This window comes from Mesorhizobium sp. M1423 (assembly GCF_040317575.1).
Taxonomy (GTDB): Bacteria; Pseudomonadota; Alphaproteobacteria; order Rhizobiales; family Rhizobiaceae; genus Mesorhizobium.
In genome coordinates this window covers 182,895-198,931 of record NZ_JAMYKU010000004.1, presented here as the reverse complement: position 1 = coordinate 198,931, position 16,037 = coordinate 182,895, and the positions used below count along the sequence as shown (strand labels likewise).

Sequence of the window (16,037 nt, the reverse complement as noted above, 5' to 3'; positions counted from 1 at the left end):
TCCCCGAACGCGACCGCACGGGCCGACTCGACGGTCGTGACGGTGAGCAGGATGTTCAAAGCACATGGATGGACATGATGAACAAAGACGGACTTTTCTCCGTCGGCGGATCTCGTCGCGATGTCTTGTTGGCCGGCCTGATCGCCACCGTTGCCGCCGGACTGCCCCGCGCTGCTTCGGCCGTGAGCCGAAAACAAAACCTTCCCTCTTCCCCCTCAACCAAAGGAACCAAGACGATGAGCACCATCACGACCAAGGACGGCACCGAAATCTACTACAAGGACTGGGGCAAGGGCCCGGCTATAACCTTCTCGCACGGCTGGCCGCTGAATTCCGACGCCTGGGACGGCCAGATGCTCTTTCTTGCCCATAACGGCTTTCGCGTGGTTGCGCATGACCGGCGCGGCCATGGCCGCTCGAGCCAGGCCACGTCCGGCAACGACATGAATGGCTATGCGGACGATCTTGCAGCCGTGATCGAGGCGCTGGATCTCCGGGACGCCACGCTGGTCGGACATTCAACCGGAGGAGGCGAGGTCGCTCGCTATATCGGACGGCACGGGACGAAGCGGGTGGCCAAGGCTGTTCTTATGGCCGCTGTTCCGCCGATCATGGTGAAGACGCCGGCCAATCCGGAAGGCCTGCCGATCGAGGTATTCGACGGCATAAGGGCTGGCCTCGTCAAGGATCGTTCGCAGTACTACCGGGACCTCGCACCGTTGTTTTATGGCGCGAACAGGCCAGGCGCCAAGGTTTCCCAGGGGATTCTGGATCAGTTCTGGCTCTGGAGCATGCAGGCGGGTCTCGTGAACGCGTACGAAAGCGTCAAGGCGTTTTCCGAGACCGATTTTACCGAGGACCTCAAGAAGTTCGACGTACCAACCCTGGTCCTGCATGGCGAGGACGATCAGATCGTCCCCGTCAAGGACTCGGCAGTCAAGTCGGCCCGATTGATCAAAGGCGCAAAGGATATCTATTACCCCGGCGCGCCCCACGGGATTACGGCCACGCACCAGGATCAGGTCAATGCTGACCTGCTCGCCTTCATCAAAGGATAGCACGCCCTCAATCGCGACCGCATGTTGTCCGCAATTCCTTGGAGCCGCCGATGACCACCTTTGGCAATATTTCGCGCGTCCTGAACCGCATTTCGGGTGGCGCGCCAGGTCAAACCTTGTGCGCTCGCATAGCCGAGCGGTGGCCTGAATGCTGGTTCTGCCGGCTCATGTCCCGGATTGTGGAACCGAATCACTGCGCCATCGAGCTGGAGCGCTGGCAAAGGCGCGAAACATGTGCTGCGACACGGCTGCCATTCGGGCAACCGCGCCTGTGCAGCGCGGAGGCGATCGCCGGTGTTCGACACTACGTCGCGCTGTCGGGGGTCGCCGCCGCGCGCTTGTTCTGCCTTGAAGGCCAATGCGCTCTCCAAGACGTCAAACTGGCTAAGCGCCGGGAGTTTATCAATCGGTAGCCGTTTGCGATTGCCGCTCATTTTGGCGGTCTCAATTCGGCGTGAAATTTTCTTGGCCAGCGGTTGCGACTATCGCAGCAGCACCGGCACAATTTTTCGAAGGCAGGAACGACATGGGCGCACTCTCAGGCAAGATCGCGGTGGTCACCGGCGGAAACAGCGGGATCGGACTATCGGCTGCAAAAATCTTTGCCGCCGAGGGCGCGCAAGTCGTCATTACCGGCCGCCGGCGGCAGGCGGTCGAGGAAGCGGTCGCGCAGATCGGGGCAGGCGCGCTGGGCATTCAGGGAAATGTGGCCGACGTGGCGCACCATGATGAGGTGGCGCAGCAGATCCTCCAGAGGTTCGGGGCGCTCGACATCTATATGGCGAACGCCGGCATAAACACCATCACCCACTCGGCCGACGTCTCCGAGGCAGAATATGATGCGCAATTTGCCGTCAACACGCGAGGCGTCTTCTTCGGCGTCCAGAAGCTGATTCCGATCATGCGGAACGGCGGCGCAATCATCCTCACAGGCTCGCTGGCCAGCGAGAAGGTTCTGGACGGTCATGCTGTTTACGCGGGCTCCAAGGCGGCCATAAATGCCTTTGCGCGCGCTTGGGCGATCGAACTGAAGTCTCGCGGTATCCGGGTCAACGTGCTTAGCCCAGGTCCGGTAGATACGGCTATTCTCGATAAGCTAGGCATACCGTTTGAGCAGCGCGGGCTGTTTGAAAAGGCGATGGCGGAGGCAATACCCCTGGGCCGGATGGGGCAGCCGGAAGAGCTGGCAAAAGCCGCTCTGTTCCTTGCCTCGGACGCGAGCAGTTTCGTCACGGGCATCAATCTGCGGGTCGACGGCGGGATGGCAGTGCTCTGAGCCACGACTGCGAAGTCGTCGCGCCAATAGACGGCCGAATAATGCCTGAGCAATCGGTCTTCCTCACGACGATTTTCCGGGAAGCTGCCGCACGAATCCCTCCAAATAGGTCGGAGGCGAGACGTTTCGCCGACGTGGTGCAAATTGTAAGCGGCAAGTCGCATTGCAGGGATCGACGCGCAAGAGAGAAGTCGGCTCGCCGATACGGCTGAAGGACCGAGGTCTCGCCCCGGTCCTTCAATTTTCTGTAGGTCGGGATCAGTGACCCCAGATGCCCTGGCCATATTCATCGTTGGGAACAGTCGGCTTGCGTACGGTTTTCGGCACCCCGGTATCGCTGTTCATTTTTCTGATCGAGGATGTATACATGTTGTCAGACGCAGTCGCAGGCTGCTGGGCTCCGTTTGATCCATAGTGGTCGCTTCCGGCAATGGCGCTTCCTGCTGTAATAACAAGCGCGACGGCAGCAAGGACTGTCATTTTCATTTCAGTAACTCCATTAATAGCTTGGATGGTATTCACCCATACAAATATAAATGTCGTGACGCAGCGACACGATCAGACGGTCCGGCGGTTTGACCCATACCAAGGCATTGGGCGATGCGGGCCGAAGGCCAGGAACTATGTCGTTGACGAGAGGAGGCTTTGCCGCCGTGTTCGATCCGGCCGGCTCACCAGCGCTCAACGGATCGACCGCGCCAGGTTCTCGCCACGGCGGCAGCGGCGTCTTGCAAACACTCTCCGGCCGCGCGCGCCCTCAGTGTCTGTTCAGACGGCTGCCGACAGTGCACACTCGGCATAGATACCTCAATCATGCTGCAAGGCACCTGATCTCCCTGGTGACCTACCCTGCACCTTGGCATTGTATGACAGACCCTTCCGCACAATAGGTTGGCGGGCCGCGTCGGCGCATTCTCCTGAGCATTGGTCACCACAGGCCACACTGGAGAAAGCAAATGCGAAACGTAACTCGAGTCCTGGCGCTCACCGCAGCGCTTGCCGCGTCGGGCAGCGGGATGGCGCAGGCCGCGAATTCTCAGCCCAAGCCGACGATCGTACTGGTGCATGGCGCCTTCGCGGAATCGTCGAGCTGGGACGCAGTCATCACCAAGCTCAGCAAAGACGGTTATGTAGCGATAGCTGCAGCTAATCCGCTCCGCGGCGTTGCCAGCGATGCGAAAGCAGTCTCAGCCATCGTCCGGTCGGTGTCCGGGCCGGTCGTGCTGGTGGGGCATTCCTATGGCGGGCCTGTCATCACCGAGGCCGCCAATGGCAATGCTAATGTGAAGGCCTTGGTCTACGTGGCGGGATTCGCGCCGGATACCGGCGAATCGAGCCTTACATTGTCCAGCATGTTTCCCGGCAGCACCTTGGGTAGCGCGCTTGCTCCAGTCGCGTTGCCGGACGGCGGACAAGACCTCTTCATCCAGCCGGCCAAGTTCCGCGCCCAGTTCGCCGCCGACGTTCCGGAAGAGCAGACCTTGCTGATGGCTGCCACTCAACGCCCTGTTGCGCAGGCAGCTCTGGCTGAAGCCTCGGGCGTCGCCTCATGGAAGACGCTGCCGTCCTACATGATCTACGGCTCAGATGACCGGAACATCCCGGCAGCCGTCATGAGTTTCATGGCCAAGCGTGCGCACGCGGTAAAGACCGTCGTCATCGAGGGTGCGTCCCACGCGCTCATGGTTTCGCATCCCGACGAGGTCACGTCACTCATCGAGGATGCTGCTGCATCGGTCAGTCAGTAGCAGGCCGGGAACGCCCAGCATCCGATCGACAACGAAAATAGACACGAACACCAGGAGACTAGACATGAAGATCGTCGTAATCGGCGGAACCGGGCTGATCGGTTCAAAGACCGTGGAGAGACTGCGAAACAAAGGACACGACGTGCTTGCGGCGTCGCCGAATTCGGGCGTCAACACCGTTACGGGAGAGGGTCTGGCCGCCGCGCTTGCCGGTGCGCAGGTCGTCATCGACCTCGCGAACTCGCCGTCGTTCGAGGAAAAGGCTGCCTTGGAGTTCTTCGAGGTATCCGGGCGTAATCTCTTTGCCGCCGAAACGGCTGCCGGTGTCCGTCATCACGTGGCGCTGTCGGTCGTCGGTACCGACCGGCTGCAGGGCATGGGCTATTTCCGCGGCAAATTGCTTCAGGAAAAGCTGATTAGGGAGTCCGGAATTCCCTACACGATCGTTCACGCCACTCAGTTCTTCGAATTCACCGCCGCCATCGCAAACACAGGCGCCGTCGGGGATACCATTCATATGTCACCGGCCTACTTCCAACCCATGGCGGCTGATAATGTTGCCGATGCGATGGCGGACGTCGCGCTTGCCGCGCCGTTGAACGGCATGATCGAAATTGCCGGCCCGGAGCGCGTTCGCATGAGCGAACTTGTCGAGCGCTTCCTGAAGGCCACCAACGACCCTCGCAAAGTCGTCTCGGATCCCGGCGCGCTCTACTATGGCCAGGTGGCAATCGACGATCGAACGCTTGTGCCCGGCGAGAATGCGCGCATCGGCGCCGTGCGTTTCGATGATTGGCTCAGCCGATACACACCACCGAAGTAAGCAATCATCGGATAGGCCCACCATTCGCATTACAACAAGGAGACCAGACATGATCAAAACACTTCTCTGCGCCGCGCTCACCGCCGCTTCCGTCACCGCAGCAATGGCCAATGACGCCGCCAGCGTGAAGCTTGTCTACGACCAGGCTCTTCCAAACGTGCCTGGCAAGAGCATGAAAGCCGTGCTCGTCGAGTACGCGCCGGGGGGTACGTCGCCGGCCCATACCCATCCCAAATCCGCGTTCATCTATGCCACGGTCCTGGAGGGGGCGATCCGAAGCCAGGTCAACGATGGGCCGGTGAAGACTTATCGCGCCGGCGAGAGTTTCTCGGAATTCCCGGGCGACCGTCATGCCGTCAGCGAAAACGCCAGCAACACGGAAGGCGCTCGTCTGCTTGCTATTTTCGTCGTCGACACCAGCGAAAAGGAACTGACGACGAACGCGAAATGAAATCGTGGCCCCCCGGACCATCGGGGCGTATGCGAAGGGACGGTCAGTGACATGAATTCGATCGCCAGCCGCACACTTGCGGGGATTTCGGTCCCCGACACACCGCTTGTTGGCCGGGCGATCGAACATGCCCGCCAGCGATGTGAACCTTACTTGTTCAACCACGTAGTCCGATCCTGGCTTTTCGCGGCCCGGATCGGACAGATTCAGAATATCCAGCACGACGCGGAGGTTGTTGCCGTTGCAACCCTGTTGCATGACGTCACGCTCAATGAGGACTTCGCCGGGCCGCGCCGTTTCGAAGTGGAAGGCGCCGATCTTGCCCGCACTTTCGTTCGGGAAGGCGGCTTCGACGAGCGGCGCGCCCAATTGATCTGGGACAGCATCGCCCTCAACTCGACGCCGTCGATCGGCCTCTACAAGGAGGCTGAGGTGGCGCTTTGCACAGCTGGCATCTGCCTCGATGTCGTCGGCTTGCAATACAGCCTCGTTTCGTCAGCCGAGATTGCAAAGATCATCGGTGAGTTTCCACGCCTCCAAATGAAGCGACGGATGGCCCGATGCTTTTGCCATATCGCCGAGGTGAGGCCGGAAACCACCTACGACAACTTTGCCCGGGACTTCGGCGAGCGCTTTGTTTCCGGCTACAAGGCGACTTCGGCAGTTGATCTTGTGATGAACGCTCCCTTCGAAGAGTGAGCGCAGTTTCGATCCAGGTTCTATCGACACCGGTCGGTTCAGCCTCGCCCTTCAAGTGACCCAAACGCCGCGCACCTGTCGCATGCCTGCGGCAAAGCGAATTGCCGAGGGCAGCGTTCAGGGTGCCAATTTCCACCGCTTCCTATACTTCGGTTTAGGCGCCCCAAACCGATCGAATGGCAATACATATCATCGGCACGATAGCAACAGTTTGGCTCACCGGTCATTCTTACGATGCAATGGATTGCAAACACCTCAAGGAGATAAGTAATGAATATTGCAGCGTCACCGGTCGCTCCGAAAGGAAAAGCCGTCGCCCAACGCGCGAGTTATGCGGAGCAGTCGCCGGAACTTCTGAAGAAATTTATTGAATTTCTTGGTGCGACGCGAGAGGGGTCAATCGAAGAACCGATCCGCGACCTTGTTGCAGTCCGAGCCGCGCAACTGAACGGGTGCACCTTCTGCCTTGATATGCACGTCAAACAGGCGAAGATTCATGGCGAGCGCGAACTGCGCCTTTACCACCTGGCAGCCTGGCGGGATTCGACCCTGTTCGTTCCTCGCGAGCGTGCAGCCTTGGCATGGACGGAAGTCTTGACCAAGCTGCCCGAGCAGGGTGTCCCGGACGAGATCTACGATCGGGTCAGGTCGCAGCTTTCCGAGAAGGAAATCTCCGATCTGACCTTCGTCGTCATGGCGGTCAATTCTTGGAACCGTCTGAACATCGGCTTCAAACCGGTCCCGGGCTCGGGGGATGCGAAGTTTGGCCTGAGCAAAGCAGCGCTAAGCTAATCTTTGGAATGGGTCAGAATGGCGCTTGTTTTCGCGCCATTCTGACCGGCCAGGCAAAGGCGCCGACCTCGGCGACCAAACCCTGGAACCGATCCCAGCCTCCCGGCCGCGGCCGCGAGGCGCTCTCAGGAGGGCGTCATGCGCATTGACAGTCTGCATCCAGTAATATCGGCCCGTCTCATGGTGATCGACGTCGACGCTCCACTCCGCAGTGCAGCACTCTCACTTTCCAGGCCCGCAATAGGCCTGGTCGTGGTGTGCCACGGCAGTGGGGAGGCGGCAGGCGTGCTGAGCAAGTCCGACCTTGTCCGCCATCTAGCGAATTCAGGGCCAACAGAAGCGCCGATTGCGGCATTGATGAGCCGGTCCATCGTGTCTTGTGGTCCCGATGATGATCTTCATTCAGTCTGGCAGACCATGGCCGCGCAAGGCCTGCAGAATGTGCCGGTGCTCGGGGCTGACTCGAAACCGCTAGGCGTCCTCGATATCCGTGATGCGATGAAGGCGCTCTTCAAACAAGAGGAACTGCAGGAACGGCTGCTTGCCAACTACATCAGCGGGATCGGCTATCAATAGATCATGGTCTCGCGTTTGGATATACAGAAGTATGTATCGGAGTCTTCTTAGACATAATGGATAATAAATACCATAAATTATAGTGTATTGAAGCAAATAGGTGTCGGCTGAGCCAACGGGGTAATGAAATGTTTCGTCCGGACATAAAAGAAGATGTCTTCGACAGCCCATCCGATGGTCCTGGAAGTGGTATGTCCGTGCAAATGTCGACGGCCGGCATCGTCCATGACCTGGGCAATCTCATTCAGGTCGCCTCGTCGGCGTTGAACCACCTGGCCCGCGATCCGAGCATCCAAGCGGCTCCGGCGCTTGGGCCTGTAGTTGCCGGCGCCAAAACGGCTTTGGAACGGGCTGGTGGCCTTGTCCGGCAAACCATCAGCCTGGCCCGAGAGAGCCCCGCGGAAATCGAATACACAAACGTAGGTGCTTGCCTGGCTGAGATCGAAACCCTCGTGCGGAGCGCCTTGGATGCCAATTTCGGTCTTGAGCTTCGGGTTGGATCGGACCTGCCTTTGGTGAGATGCGATCGCCTTGGATTGCAAAATGCGGTTCTGAATCTTCTGTTCAACGCGCGCGATGCAATGCCTGACGGCGGCTTCATCTCGATCGATGCCGGCTTGGCCTCTGAAAGCTCTACCGCCGGTCAGGTAGATATCCGTGTCGCGGACAGCGGTATCGGGATGACCAGCGAGACGATGGTCTGCGCCTTCGATCCGTTCTTCACCACCAAAAGCGAAGGCCTCGGCGGCGTCGGTTTGCCGATGGTGAAGCGCTTTGCCGAGCAGTCAGGCGGAAGCATCGATATTCAGAGCACACTTGGGGCAGGCACGACCGTCACTCTGCGGTTGCCTGCGGTGCGATAGCGGCCGGCCAATCTCCCTCCGGTGACAAACGTGACATACAATCGAGAGATAAAGATGGATGCACAAGTCGTTGAAAACGTCGAACAGGACCGTTTCGAGCTGCCGATCGCCGGCGATATGTTTGCGGCGGCCTACTATCGGCTCGAGGGCGGGAAGGTCGCGCTGATACACACCGAAGTCCCGTCGGAATTTTCCGGACAAGGGATCGCGTCGCGATTGGCGCAGGGCACCTTCGAGCTGCTCCGCAAAACCGGCCGTAAAGCGATCTTGAAATGTCCCTTCATGAGCCGCTTTTTCGCCAAGCACCCGGACTATGCAGATGTCGTCGACGGCTAGTCAGGGCACGAATGTTGAGGGTTTCCCAGGAATCTATCCTAATGCACGACGAGTATGATTTGCAGAGGTTCGTCAGCGCACAGGATCCGGTCTACGACGACGCGCTGGCTATTCTCCGTCAAGGAATGATGTGCACTCCCTATATGGAGTTCATCTTCCCAAGGTTGGCCACCAGGCGAAGCGGTACTGCGCCTGAGCCATATTCAATCACATCGCTCGACGAAGCCAGCGCTTATCTCTCATTTCCGATCCTAGGAGGCCGTTATCGGGAATGTGTTGGCACCCTGCAGCGGCTCTCCGGCCTAAGCGATCGCGCTGTCTTCGGTGAGGTTGATGCGAAGAAGTTGCACGCGTCCCTCACGCTGTTTTCCGAAGCAAGCAACGACGAGTTCCTGCTCGAGACAATCTTCGACGTCTGGTTCGACGGTTTGCTCGACGAGGAAACGATGAACGATCTCTACTTGATATCGTAGTGGTCTGCCTACGCCACCGGCGTAAAGCTGTCGCGGCGCTGAGGTCACCATCCGCTGCCTTATCCCTCACACGCTGCGATCTGGCAGAGGCATGAACTCGTGGTCTCCCGGCACGCCGGAGAAGCGGAGTTCGCGCCAATCCGCCTTTGCCTGCTCGATCCGTTCGGCTGAAGAGGAGACGAAGTTCCAATAGATATGACGTGGCTCGGAAAAGGGCTCGCCTCCTATCAGCATCAGCCTCGCCGCATGGAAGGCAGGCGCCTGGAGCACAATCTCAGCGCCGGGCGCCAGAGCTATCAATTCGGCCTCATGAAACGTCCCGAACTGGCCGACAATTCCAACCTCACCGGCGACGATGTAGATTGCACGCTCACGGTGTTCGGGTTTCACCTGGTATCGCGCACCGCTCGTGAGCACAATTTCGGCATAGACCATGTCGGAGAACGTCCTTACCGGCGAGACCAACCCGTCGGACGCGCCGGCGATCAACGTAAGCTCGACGCCGTCGGCACAGATCCTGGTTATTTCGGGAGCGCCAAAATGTGCGACGTCGGCGGCAATTTCTTCATAGCGGGAGGGGAGGGCGATCCAAGCCTGAGCGCCGAAGAGATTGCTTCCCGACGCCCGGACTTCCGGTGGCGTGCGCTCGGAATGGACGATGCCCGACCCGGCCGTCATCCAGTTGACCTCGCCAGGACGGATGGTCTGCACTTTACCGAAATTGTCGCGGTGGACGATCTCGCCGTCGATCAGGTAGGTCACGGCCGCAACGCCGATATGCGGATGCGGTCCCATATCGAAACCGTGACCTGCGTCGAATATAGCGGGGCCGAAATGGTCGAACAGGATGAAGGGCCCGATCATCAGGCGATTCGAGGAGGGCAATACGCGCCTTATCTTCAGTCCGTCGGCAAAATCACGGATAGCCGGCTGGATGATTGTATCGATGCCTGTGATATCGCTTTGGCGGATGGTCATGGATCTCTGTCCTTCTGCATGCCTTGTCAGCCAGGTGCTCGAACGCGCTTGAACGGAGCGGCGCGAAAGACTGTCTGAATGGCTTTGAGGAGCGCGAATTTGGAGCTCGCGTGGTTCTGTCCGGCGATGCCGCTTTCATTGAGAGCCGACACCCTCTTCGACAGGATCGCCGCAAGATCTTCAGCCATTTCGGGCCTTTCGTGCAGCAGCGGCGCAAAGCTTTCCTGGTCTATCTCGTAAACCTCGACGGGGGTCATTGCCCGCAAACTCGACATCTCGCCAATGCCGGCGAGCAAGCCGGTCTCGCCGAAGAAATCGCCGGGTGCAAGCCGGCCGATCTCCTGCAGGTGAGCATCGTCCTCGCCAATTTGCCGGACGATAACTCCCGTCCGTACGATCATGAGCGACGGCAGCATCTCTCCCCGTCGTGCGATGATCTCGCCCTTATGGTAGGTGCGAACCGAGGCCGCTGCGGCGAGCGACTCCTGCTCGGTATCCGTTAGCGCCGAGAATACCGGTATGGACCTGATGAGTTCGATCGGGGTGAAGCTTTGGGAGGCTGCCTTCTCGTCGCTCAGCCGGTTGGTCATGGCAATCGAAGCCGAAAGTGGCTCCGCCAGCAGCATGCCGGTCGACTTTGAATGGCGATAAATGAGATCGAAGATTTCGTTCCGAGCGGCACTTCGCTGGTCAAGATTTGCGACGCGAAAAAACAACTCGATCTCGATAGCTGCCGCATCCAGGCTTCTGATTGTGACCAAAGGCGAAGGGTCCTGGAGGATTGAATTGCAGCTCAGCAAGACGGTGCGCATGAGGTCTACGATGATCGCCGGCGTCTTCGTTGGCGCCATCTTGACGGTTACGGCAAGTCCATGGCTCTCGTCCGGACCGCTTAGATTTGTTACCCCGATCTTGGCGAGAAGGCTGTTCGGAAGCGCGACGACATTGTGGGTCGGGGTCAGGAGTTGGGTCGACCGCCAGTTGGTCTCGACAACGCGGCCTTCGGTTCCGTCGCTCAGAATGATCCAGTTTCCAAGTACGTAAGGGCGGCCGAGGTTAAGCGCGATCCCCGAAAATACGTCACCGAGCGTATTCTGGAGCGCCAGTCCCAGGATGACGGCAAACACGCCGGACGTGGCAATGAGCGTTCCGACCGGCACCGCAAAGACGAACGCCAGGATCGACAGGAACATTCCAGCATAGACGATACCGACCACGACGTCCTGCAGGAGACGTGCCTCGCGCGGCTTTCGCTCAAAAACGAGATAGATACGGACAAATCCGATTAGCGCCCAGGCAAGGTGAACCCACCAGAGCAGCTTGACCGAGCCCATGAGGATCGCTCCTCCGGTTGTCTCGTTGTCCCCTGCGGCCTCGTATGGCACGACGCGCAGGTCGAGAACCATGGCCGACATCGCGAGGAAAAAGCTGAGTTGGACGACCAGCTTCGCATTGGCGAAGCGTCTGGGGATGAGGGTCCAAACGACGATCCCGGCGAGGCCGAGCAACACGATGTAGACCAGAGGAGAGTTCCACCAGTTCATGAACGATCACCGCCATTCACAGTTCAATGTTTGGCCTCCGGCCCGGCGATCGGGCCTCGGCCGCTGGCCTTGTCTTTTTCGAGAACTGCTTCGGTGATCGAATTCGGCAGCCGTCGCGGCTTTTCGATCAGCCCGAGCACCGGCATGGCGATGATGAAGAACGCAAAATAGTAAAGCGTCGCCAGTTGGGACATGACGACGTAGGCGCCTTCCGCCGGTCGGGAGCCGAGCCAGCCGAGAAAGAGGGAATTGGCAACGAACAGCCAGAAGAGCACCCTGTACCAGGGCCGGTAGACCGCCGAGCGCACCTTCGAGGTGTCGAGCCACGGCACCAGGAACAGCACCGCGATCGAGCCGAACATCGCGAGCACGCCGCCGAGCTTGGAATCGATCGGCCCGATATTGAAGGTGATGGCCCGCAGGATCGCGTAAAACGGCAAGAAGTACCATTCCGGCACGATGTGGGCCGGCGTCTTCAGCGGATTGGCGATCGTGTTGTTGTCGGGATGGCCGAGATAGTTCGGCAGGTAGAAGACGAAGTAGGCGAAGAAGAACAGGAACACGAGGATGCCGAAGGCATCTTTTACGGTGGCATAGGGCGTGAAATCCACGACATCGGTTTTCGATTTGACCTCGATGCCGGTCGGATTGTTCTGGCCGACGACGTGAAGCGCCCAGATATGCAAGGTCACCACGCCCGCAAGCACAAATGGCAGCAGGTAATGCAGCGCAAAGAAGCGGTTCAGCGTCGGATTGTCGACCGCGAACCCGCCGAGCAAAAGCTGCTGGAGCCAGTCGCCGATCAGTGGGACGGCCGTGAAGAAGTTGGTGATGACAGTAGCGCCCCAGAACGACATCTGTCCCCAAGGCAGCACGTAGCCCATGAAGGCCGTCGCCATCATCAGTAGGAGGTTGGTGCAACCGAGCACCCACAGCAGCTCGCGCGGCGCCTTGTAGGAGCCGTAGTAGAGGCCACGGAAGATATGGATGTAGACGGCGACGAAGAAGAACGACGCGCCGTTCGAATGCAGGTAGCGCAGCAGCCAGCCCGAATTCACGTCGCGCATGATCTCCTCGACTGAATTAAAGGCCAGCCCCGTATCAGGAGCGTAATGCATGGCCAGCACGATGCCGGTCAGGATCTGTGAAACCAGCATGATCGTGAGAATGCCGCCGAACGTATAGGCGTAGTTCAGGTTGCGCGGGACGGGATAGACGATGAAGCTGTCGTGCACCAGCCGCGGCAGCGGCAGGCGGGCATCGAACCAGCGTTCGATTCTGGTTTTGGGCGTATAGGTCGAGTGTTTGTCGCTCATCGAAATGCCCTCCTGCCTCAGCCGATGCGGATCTTGGTGTCGGAGACGAACTGGAACACCGGTACCGCCATGTTCTCGGGTGCCGGCCCCTTCCGGATGCGGCCGGCGGTGTCGTATTGAGAACCGTGACAAGGGCAGAGCCAGCCACCGAAATCGCCTTCCTGACCATGCGGGATGCAGCCGAGATGGGTGCAGACCTGGACCATCACCATCCAGGCCTCCTTGCCTGGCATGGTGCGATTGGCGTCGGTCGCTGGCGCGTCGGCCGGCAGGTTGGCGTTGCGGGCAATTGGATCCTTGAGCTCGGCGAGATTGACCGCCTCGCCGTCCTTCATCTCTTGCTCAGTGCGGTTGCGCACGACCACCGGCTTGCCCCGCCACTTCACAACGAGCGACATTCCTGGCGTCAGCGAGGAGACGTCGACCTCGATCGCGGCGGGCGCCTCGACGCGCAATGCGTGCTCGGCTGTGGAGGTTTCGGAAAGGTCGGCCATGATGGCGACTCCTATGTTGGAAGCTGCGTCATCGCGTTGGTGGCAATCGAGCAAAAGCAGGCCACGGCCTTCGCCTTTCCAGTCTGCTCATGCCGCGCGGAATATGCCGGCCGTGGCCGGGTGTGAGCCATCGTGCCAACGGCGCGTGCGTCCAATACTTTCGTTTATGATTTCCTGAGCGAAGGACTGGCAGGCTGGCGATGACGCCATCATGGAAGGTTCTGAATTCCTCCAGGTAACCGTTGGCCACTGGGCTGGGATACCGTCCGGCATTGCGCACGGCGATCCCGAACTTCAGCCCGATCATACCTCGGCATAGGCACGCCTAGCTGTCGGGGTCGTAGTCGTCGTCCCCGCCAAGTGCGAGTTTTTGGAGCAGTTGTCTCGCGTGGCGCTGGGCAGGTTTTCGCCTGGCGACGACCAATTGCGGAACTCAATCGGGGTTCAGAAAGGGAAAACGGTGAAACTCTACTACAGCCCTCTCGCCTGTAGCCTGGCGGACCACATCGCATTGGAAGAGGCGGGTGTTTCCTTCGAGCGCGAAAGCGTGAACCTCAAAACCAAACGAACGAGCTCCGGGGATGATTTCACCACCGTCACGCGCAAGGGCTATGTTCCAGCCCTCGTGCTGGATAGCGGCGAAGCGCTGACGGAAAATATCGCCGTCCTCGACTGGATTGCGTCACAGTACCCGGCACTGGGAGTGGCGGGGCCGTTGGGCCGAACCCGCCTTCTCGAAGCGCTGGCCTACGTCTCAACTGAAATACACCGAAGCTTCAAGCCGATGTGGCACCAAAGCAGCGATGCCGAGAAGGCCAAGGCGAGCGCGGCGATTACGAGCCAACTCGAGTTCTTCGCTGACGGGCTCGAGACCGACTATCTGTTCGGCGACAAACCCAGCGTCGCGGATTTTTATCTTTTCGTGATGCTGCTTTGGGCGGCCCGCTTCCACGTCCCTGTTCCCGCGCCTTTGCAAGCGCTTCGCGCCCGAATGGCTGCGCGACCGGCCGTGCGCATCGCAATGGATCGTGAGGGCCTCGTCTAAAAGCCGAGGGTGGCTCCGAGCATAAGATCAGACGCAATATATCCTCTCACCCCAACAAAGATCAGGAGTCATTCTCATGCTGCCGTTTCTGCGGATGCTACATCCAGCCGCTTCCAAGCGCGGGGACGGCCTACGTCTCGAATTTCTCAGGAGGGAAATCGAGGAAACGCTGGACCTTACCGGCATCCGGTCAGAACTCGCCGCACTGCCTCCTGGCCGAGCGGTTACAATCCTGGATTCGTCGCAGTCACCGTCGAAATAGGCGCAATATTTCCTGTCGGCCGATACGGCGGCGGGTTCTGGTCGTTCCCGCTTGTTGGTCATCATAGAGGCTTCATCATGAATGCGAATAAGGCTCCCGAGACGGTCGATCATCGCCGCCGGCGCATTGTTGGTGCAACAGCAATGACGTTCGCCGCCACCGAACTCGGCTTGAGCGCGCCGGCAAGCCACTTGGACGGTCAAGGCGAAGGCATCCGCGATGCAAACCAGGCAGAAATCATTCGGCTCGCTCAGGCAGGTCAATGCCGGAAAGCTGAGCGTCGGATATGCGGAGCTAGGGCCCGCCGAAGGTGCCCCAGTGATCCTGCTTCATGGCTGGCCTTATGACATTCACACCTACACCGACGTCGCTCGCCTGCTTGCCGCAAAGGGGTACCGCGTGATTGTGCCCTACCTGCGCGGCTACGGTACTACGCGCTTCCTTTCGGACGAGACGATGCGCAACGGCCAGCAGTCGGCTCTCGCCGCGGATACGATTGCCCTGATGGATGCGCTGGGGATCGAAAAGGCCACGATCGCCGGCTGCGACTGGGGCGCCCGAACGGCCAATGTCGTCGCCGCGCTCTGGCCGGAGCGTTGCAAGGCGATCGTCTCGGTGAGCGGCTATCTCATCGGAAATCAGCAGATCGGCATGGTGCCGCTGCCACCGGAGGCGGAGCTTCAATGGTGGTATCAGTATTACTTCGCCACGGATCGCGGCCGCGCCGGCTACGAGAAATACACGCGCGATTTCGCCAAACTCATCTGGCAACTCGCTTCGCCGCAGTGGAATTTCGACGATGACATCTTCCAGCGCAGCGCCGCAGCCCTGGACAACCCGGATCACATCAGCATCGTCATTCACAATTACCGCTGGAGGCTCGGCCTGGCACATGGCGAGCCGGAATATGACGTTCTGGAAAACCGGCTGGCAGAAGCTCCCGTGATCACAGTGCCGACCATTACCCTTGAGGGTGATGCCAATGGCGCACCCCATCCCGACAGCAGTTCCTACCCCAAGAAATTCTCGGGCAGATACACGCACCGGATCGTCACCGGCGGCATTGGCCACAACTTGCCGCAGGAAGCCCCGCAGGCCTTCGCCCAGGCCGTCATCGACGTTGGCGAATACTGATCAGGCAAGCCGAGTGAGCTGCTGATGCCTGCGCTGGATGGGTGGCGAGGACATGATGGTTGCGAGCTGAACATCGAGGCGCGGCGCTGGTCCACATCGATGTTGCGCTTGACTCGTCCATATTATCCGTAATAAATCATACATATTGCCTCGAAAAAAGACGGCAGGT

The 16,037-nt window shown here is 59.5% G+C and carries 18 protein-coding genes and 1 pseudogene; 14 read left to right on the top strand and 5 right to left on the bottom strand.

The features are described 5' to 3' along the window. The first annotated feature begins 74 nt into the window (after positions 1 to 74). The 3 genes from NKG95_RS07560 (at position 75) to NKG95_RS07550 (ending at position 2,334) form a co-directional block, all read left to right on the top strand. Positions 75 to 1,058 (top strand): alpha/beta fold hydrolase, encoded by a 984-nt coding sequence (locus NKG95_RS07560; protein WP_502913928.1) that lies wholly within the window; start codon positions 75 to 77, stop codon positions 1,056 to 1,058. Positions 1,059 to 1,108: 50 nt separating this feature from the next. Then, entirely contained in the window at positions 1,109 to 1,471 is a 363-nt protein-coding gene (locus tag NKG95_RS07555; protein WP_353040337.1) for a hypothetical protein, read from the top strand. 113 nt (positions 1,472 to 1,584) lie between these two features. Continuing rightward, positions 1,585 to 2,334 (top strand): glucose 1-dehydrogenase, encoded by a 750-nt coding sequence (locus NKG95_RS07550; protein WP_352999346.1) that lies wholly within the window; start codon positions 1,585 to 1,587, stop codon positions 2,332 to 2,334. 258 nt (positions 2,335 to 2,592) lie between these two features. Here NKG95_RS07550 and NKG95_RS07545 read toward each other — a convergent pair whose 3' ends face one another. Further along, the gene (locus tag NKG95_RS07545; protein WP_352483839.1) at positions 2,593 to 2,820 is read right to left on the bottom strand and encodes a DUF680 domain-containing protein; all 228 of its coding nucleotides are present in this window, start codon (positions 2,818 to 2,820) and stop codon (positions 2,593 to 2,595) included. Between the two features lie 470 nt (positions 2,821 to 3,290). Between NKG95_RS07545 and NKG95_RS07540 the strand changes: the two genes are divergently transcribed. From NKG95_RS07540 to NKG95_RS07500, 9 genes are all read left to right on the top strand, one after another. After that, the gene (locus NKG95_RS07540) at positions 3,291 to 4,082 is read left to right on the top strand and encodes an alpha/beta fold hydrolase (RefSeq protein ID WP_353040336.1); all 792 of its coding nucleotides are present in this window, start codon (positions 3,291 to 3,293) and stop codon (positions 4,080 to 4,082) included. Positions 4,083 to 4,146: 64 nt separating this feature from the next. Next, entirely contained in the window at positions 4,147 to 4,905 is a 759-nt protein-coding gene (locus tag NKG95_RS07535) for an SDR family oxidoreductase (RefSeq protein WP_353040335.1), read from the top strand. 49 nt (positions 4,906 to 4,954) lie between these two features. Then, a complete protein-coding gene (locus tag NKG95_RS07530; protein WP_353040334.1) occupies positions 4,955 to 5,356 on the top strand; it encodes a cupin domain-containing protein in 402 nt (133 codons plus the stop codon). A gap of 51 nt (positions 5,357 to 5,407) precedes the next feature. Continuing rightward, positions 5,408 to 6,055, top strand: coding sequence for an HD domain-containing protein (locus NKG95_RS07525; protein ID WP_023716994.1), 648 nt, complete (start codon positions 5,408 to 5,410; stop codon positions 6,053 to 6,055). A gap of 270 nt (positions 6,056 to 6,325) precedes the next feature. Beyond that, positions 6,326 to 6,847: a carboxymuconolactone decarboxylase family protein gene (locus tag NKG95_RS07520; RefSeq protein WP_023674208.1), complete on the top strand. Its 522-nt coding sequence runs from the start codon at positions 6,326 to 6,328 to the stop codon at positions 6,845 to 6,847. 138 nt (positions 6,848 to 6,985) lie between these two features. Continuing rightward, positions 6,986 to 7,423 carry a CBS domain-containing protein gene (locus tag NKG95_RS07515; RefSeq protein ID WP_352483844.1) on the top strand — a complete coding sequence of 146 codons (438 nt, stop codon included), beginning with the start codon at positions 6,986 to 6,988 and terminating at the stop codon, positions 7,421 to 7,423. Positions 7,424 to 7,551: 128 nt separating this feature from the next. Next, positions 7,552 to 8,286, top strand: coding sequence for a sensor histidine kinase (locus NKG95_RS07510; protein ID WP_023716997.1), 735 nt, complete (start codon positions 7,552 to 7,554; stop codon positions 8,284 to 8,286). Positions 8,287 to 8,340: 54 nt separating this feature from the next. Next, the gene (locus NKG95_RS07505; protein ID WP_352483845.1) at positions 8,341 to 8,622 is read left to right on the top strand and encodes a GNAT family N-acetyltransferase; all 282 of its coding nucleotides are present in this window, start codon (positions 8,341 to 8,343) and stop codon (positions 8,620 to 8,622) included. Between the two features lie 41 nt (positions 8,623 to 8,663). Next, complete coding sequence (locus tag NKG95_RS07500) at positions 8,664 to 9,095, top strand: DUF1810 domain-containing protein (RefSeq protein ID WP_353040333.1); 432 nt, start codon at positions 8,664 to 8,666, stop codon at positions 9,093 to 9,095. 66 nt (positions 9,096 to 9,161) lie between these two features. Here NKG95_RS07500 and NKG95_RS07495 read toward each other — a convergent pair whose 3' ends face one another. The 4 genes from NKG95_RS07495 to petA are packed head-to-tail and all read right to left on the bottom strand — an operon-like array spanning position 9,162 to position 13,427. Beyond that, a complete protein-coding gene (locus tag NKG95_RS07495) occupies positions 9,162 to 10,073 on the bottom strand; it encodes a pirin family protein (protein WP_353040332.1) in 912 nt (303 codons plus the stop codon). A 26-nt stretch (positions 10,074 to 10,099) separates the two neighbouring features. Beyond that, entirely contained in the window at positions 10,100 to 11,617 is a 1,518-nt protein-coding gene (locus NKG95_RS07490) for a mechanosensitive ion channel family protein (RefSeq protein WP_023717001.1), read from the bottom strand. A gap of 23 nt (positions 11,618 to 11,640) precedes the next feature. Then, a complete protein-coding gene (locus tag NKG95_RS07485) occupies positions 11,641 to 12,933 on the bottom strand; it encodes a cytochrome b (RefSeq protein WP_353040331.1) in 1,293 nt (430 codons plus the stop codon). 17 nt (positions 12,934 to 12,950) lie between these two features. Beyond that, positions 12,951 to 13,427 (bottom strand): ubiquinol-cytochrome c reductase iron-sulfur subunit, encoded by a 477-nt coding sequence (gene petA / locus NKG95_RS07480; RefSeq protein ID WP_353040330.1) that lies wholly within the window; start codon positions 13,425 to 13,427, stop codon positions 12,951 to 12,953. Positions 13,428 to 13,887: 460 nt separating this feature from the next. Between petA and NKG95_RS07475 the strand changes: the two genes are divergently transcribed. Then, a complete protein-coding gene (locus tag NKG95_RS07475; protein ID WP_352918613.1) occupies positions 13,888 to 14,472 on the top strand; it encodes a glutathione binding-like protein in 585 nt (194 codons plus the stop codon). 339 nt (positions 14,473 to 14,811) lie between these two features. Further along, positions 14,812 to 15,868: pseudogene (locus NKG95_RS07470) on the top strand (alpha/beta fold hydrolase). Positions 15,869 to 16,037: the final 169 nt, after the last annotated feature.

What these genes read in the sequence shown, in the direction of transcription:
- NKG95_RS07520 (WP_023674208.1), top strand. Translation starts at nt 6,326, where the DNA reads ATGAATATTGCAGCGTCACCGGTCGCTCCGAAAGGAAAAGCCGTCGCC.
- NKG95_RS07555 (WP_353040337.1), top strand. Translation starts at nt 1,109, where the DNA reads ATGACCACCTTTGGCAATATTTCGCGCGTCCTGAACCGCATTTCGGGT.
- NKG95_RS07495 (WP_353040332.1), bottom strand. Translation starts at nt 10,073, where the DNA reads ATGACCATCCGCCAAAGCGATATCACAGGCATCGATACAATCATCCAG.
- NKG95_RS07535 (WP_353040335.1), top strand. Translation starts at nt 4,147, where the DNA reads ATGAAGATCGTCGTAATCGGCGGAACCGGGCTGATCGGTTCAAAGACC.
- NKG95_RS07530 (WP_353040334.1), top strand. Translation starts at nt 4,955, where the DNA reads ATGATCAAAACACTTCTCTGCGCCGCGCTCACCGCCGCTTCCGTCACC.
- NKG95_RS07515 (WP_352483844.1), top strand. Translation starts at nt 6,986, where the DNA reads ATGCGCATTGACAGTCTGCATCCAGTAATATCGGCCCGTCTCATGGTG.
- NKG95_RS07540 (WP_353040336.1), top strand. Translation starts at nt 3,291, where the DNA reads ATGCGAAACGTAACTCGAGTCCTGGCGCTCACCGCAGCGCTTGCCGCG.
- NKG95_RS07490 (WP_023717001.1), bottom strand. Translation starts at nt 11,617, where the DNA reads ATGAACTGGTGGAACTCTCCTCTGGTCTACATCGTGTTGCTCGGCCTC.
- NKG95_RS07500 (WP_353040333.1), top strand. Translation starts at nt 8,664, where the DNA reads ATGCACGACGAGTATGATTTGCAGAGGTTCGTCAGCGCACAGGATCCG.
- NKG95_RS07485 (WP_353040331.1), bottom strand. Translation starts at nt 12,933, where the DNA reads ATGAGCGACAAACACTCGACCTATACGCCCAAAACCAGAATCGAACGC.
- NKG95_RS07505 (WP_352483845.1), top strand. Translation starts at nt 8,341, where the DNA reads ATGGATGCACAAGTCGTTGAAAACGTCGAACAGGACCGTTTCGAGCTG.
- NKG95_RS07525 (WP_023716994.1), top strand. Translation starts at nt 5,408, where the DNA reads ATGAATTCGATCGCCAGCCGCACACTTGCGGGGATTTCGGTCCCCGAC.
- NKG95_RS07560 (WP_502913928.1), top strand. Translation starts at nt 75, where the DNA reads ATGATGAACAAAGACGGACTTTTCTCCGTCGGCGGATCTCGTCGCGAT.
- NKG95_RS07550 (WP_352999346.1), top strand. Translation starts at nt 1,585, where the DNA reads ATGGGCGCACTCTCAGGCAAGATCGCGGTGGTCACCGGCGGAAACAGC.
- petA (WP_353040330.1), bottom strand. Translation starts at nt 13,427, where the DNA reads ATGGCCGACCTTTCCGAAACCTCCACAGCCGAGCACGCATTGCGCGTC.
- NKG95_RS07545 (WP_352483839.1), bottom strand. Translation starts at nt 2,820, where the DNA reads ATGAAAATGACAGTCCTTGCTGCCGTCGCGCTTGTTATTACAGCAGGA.
- NKG95_RS07510 (WP_023716997.1), top strand. Translation starts at nt 7,552, where the DNA reads ATGTTTCGTCCGGACATAAAAGAAGATGTCTTCGACAGCCCATCCGAT.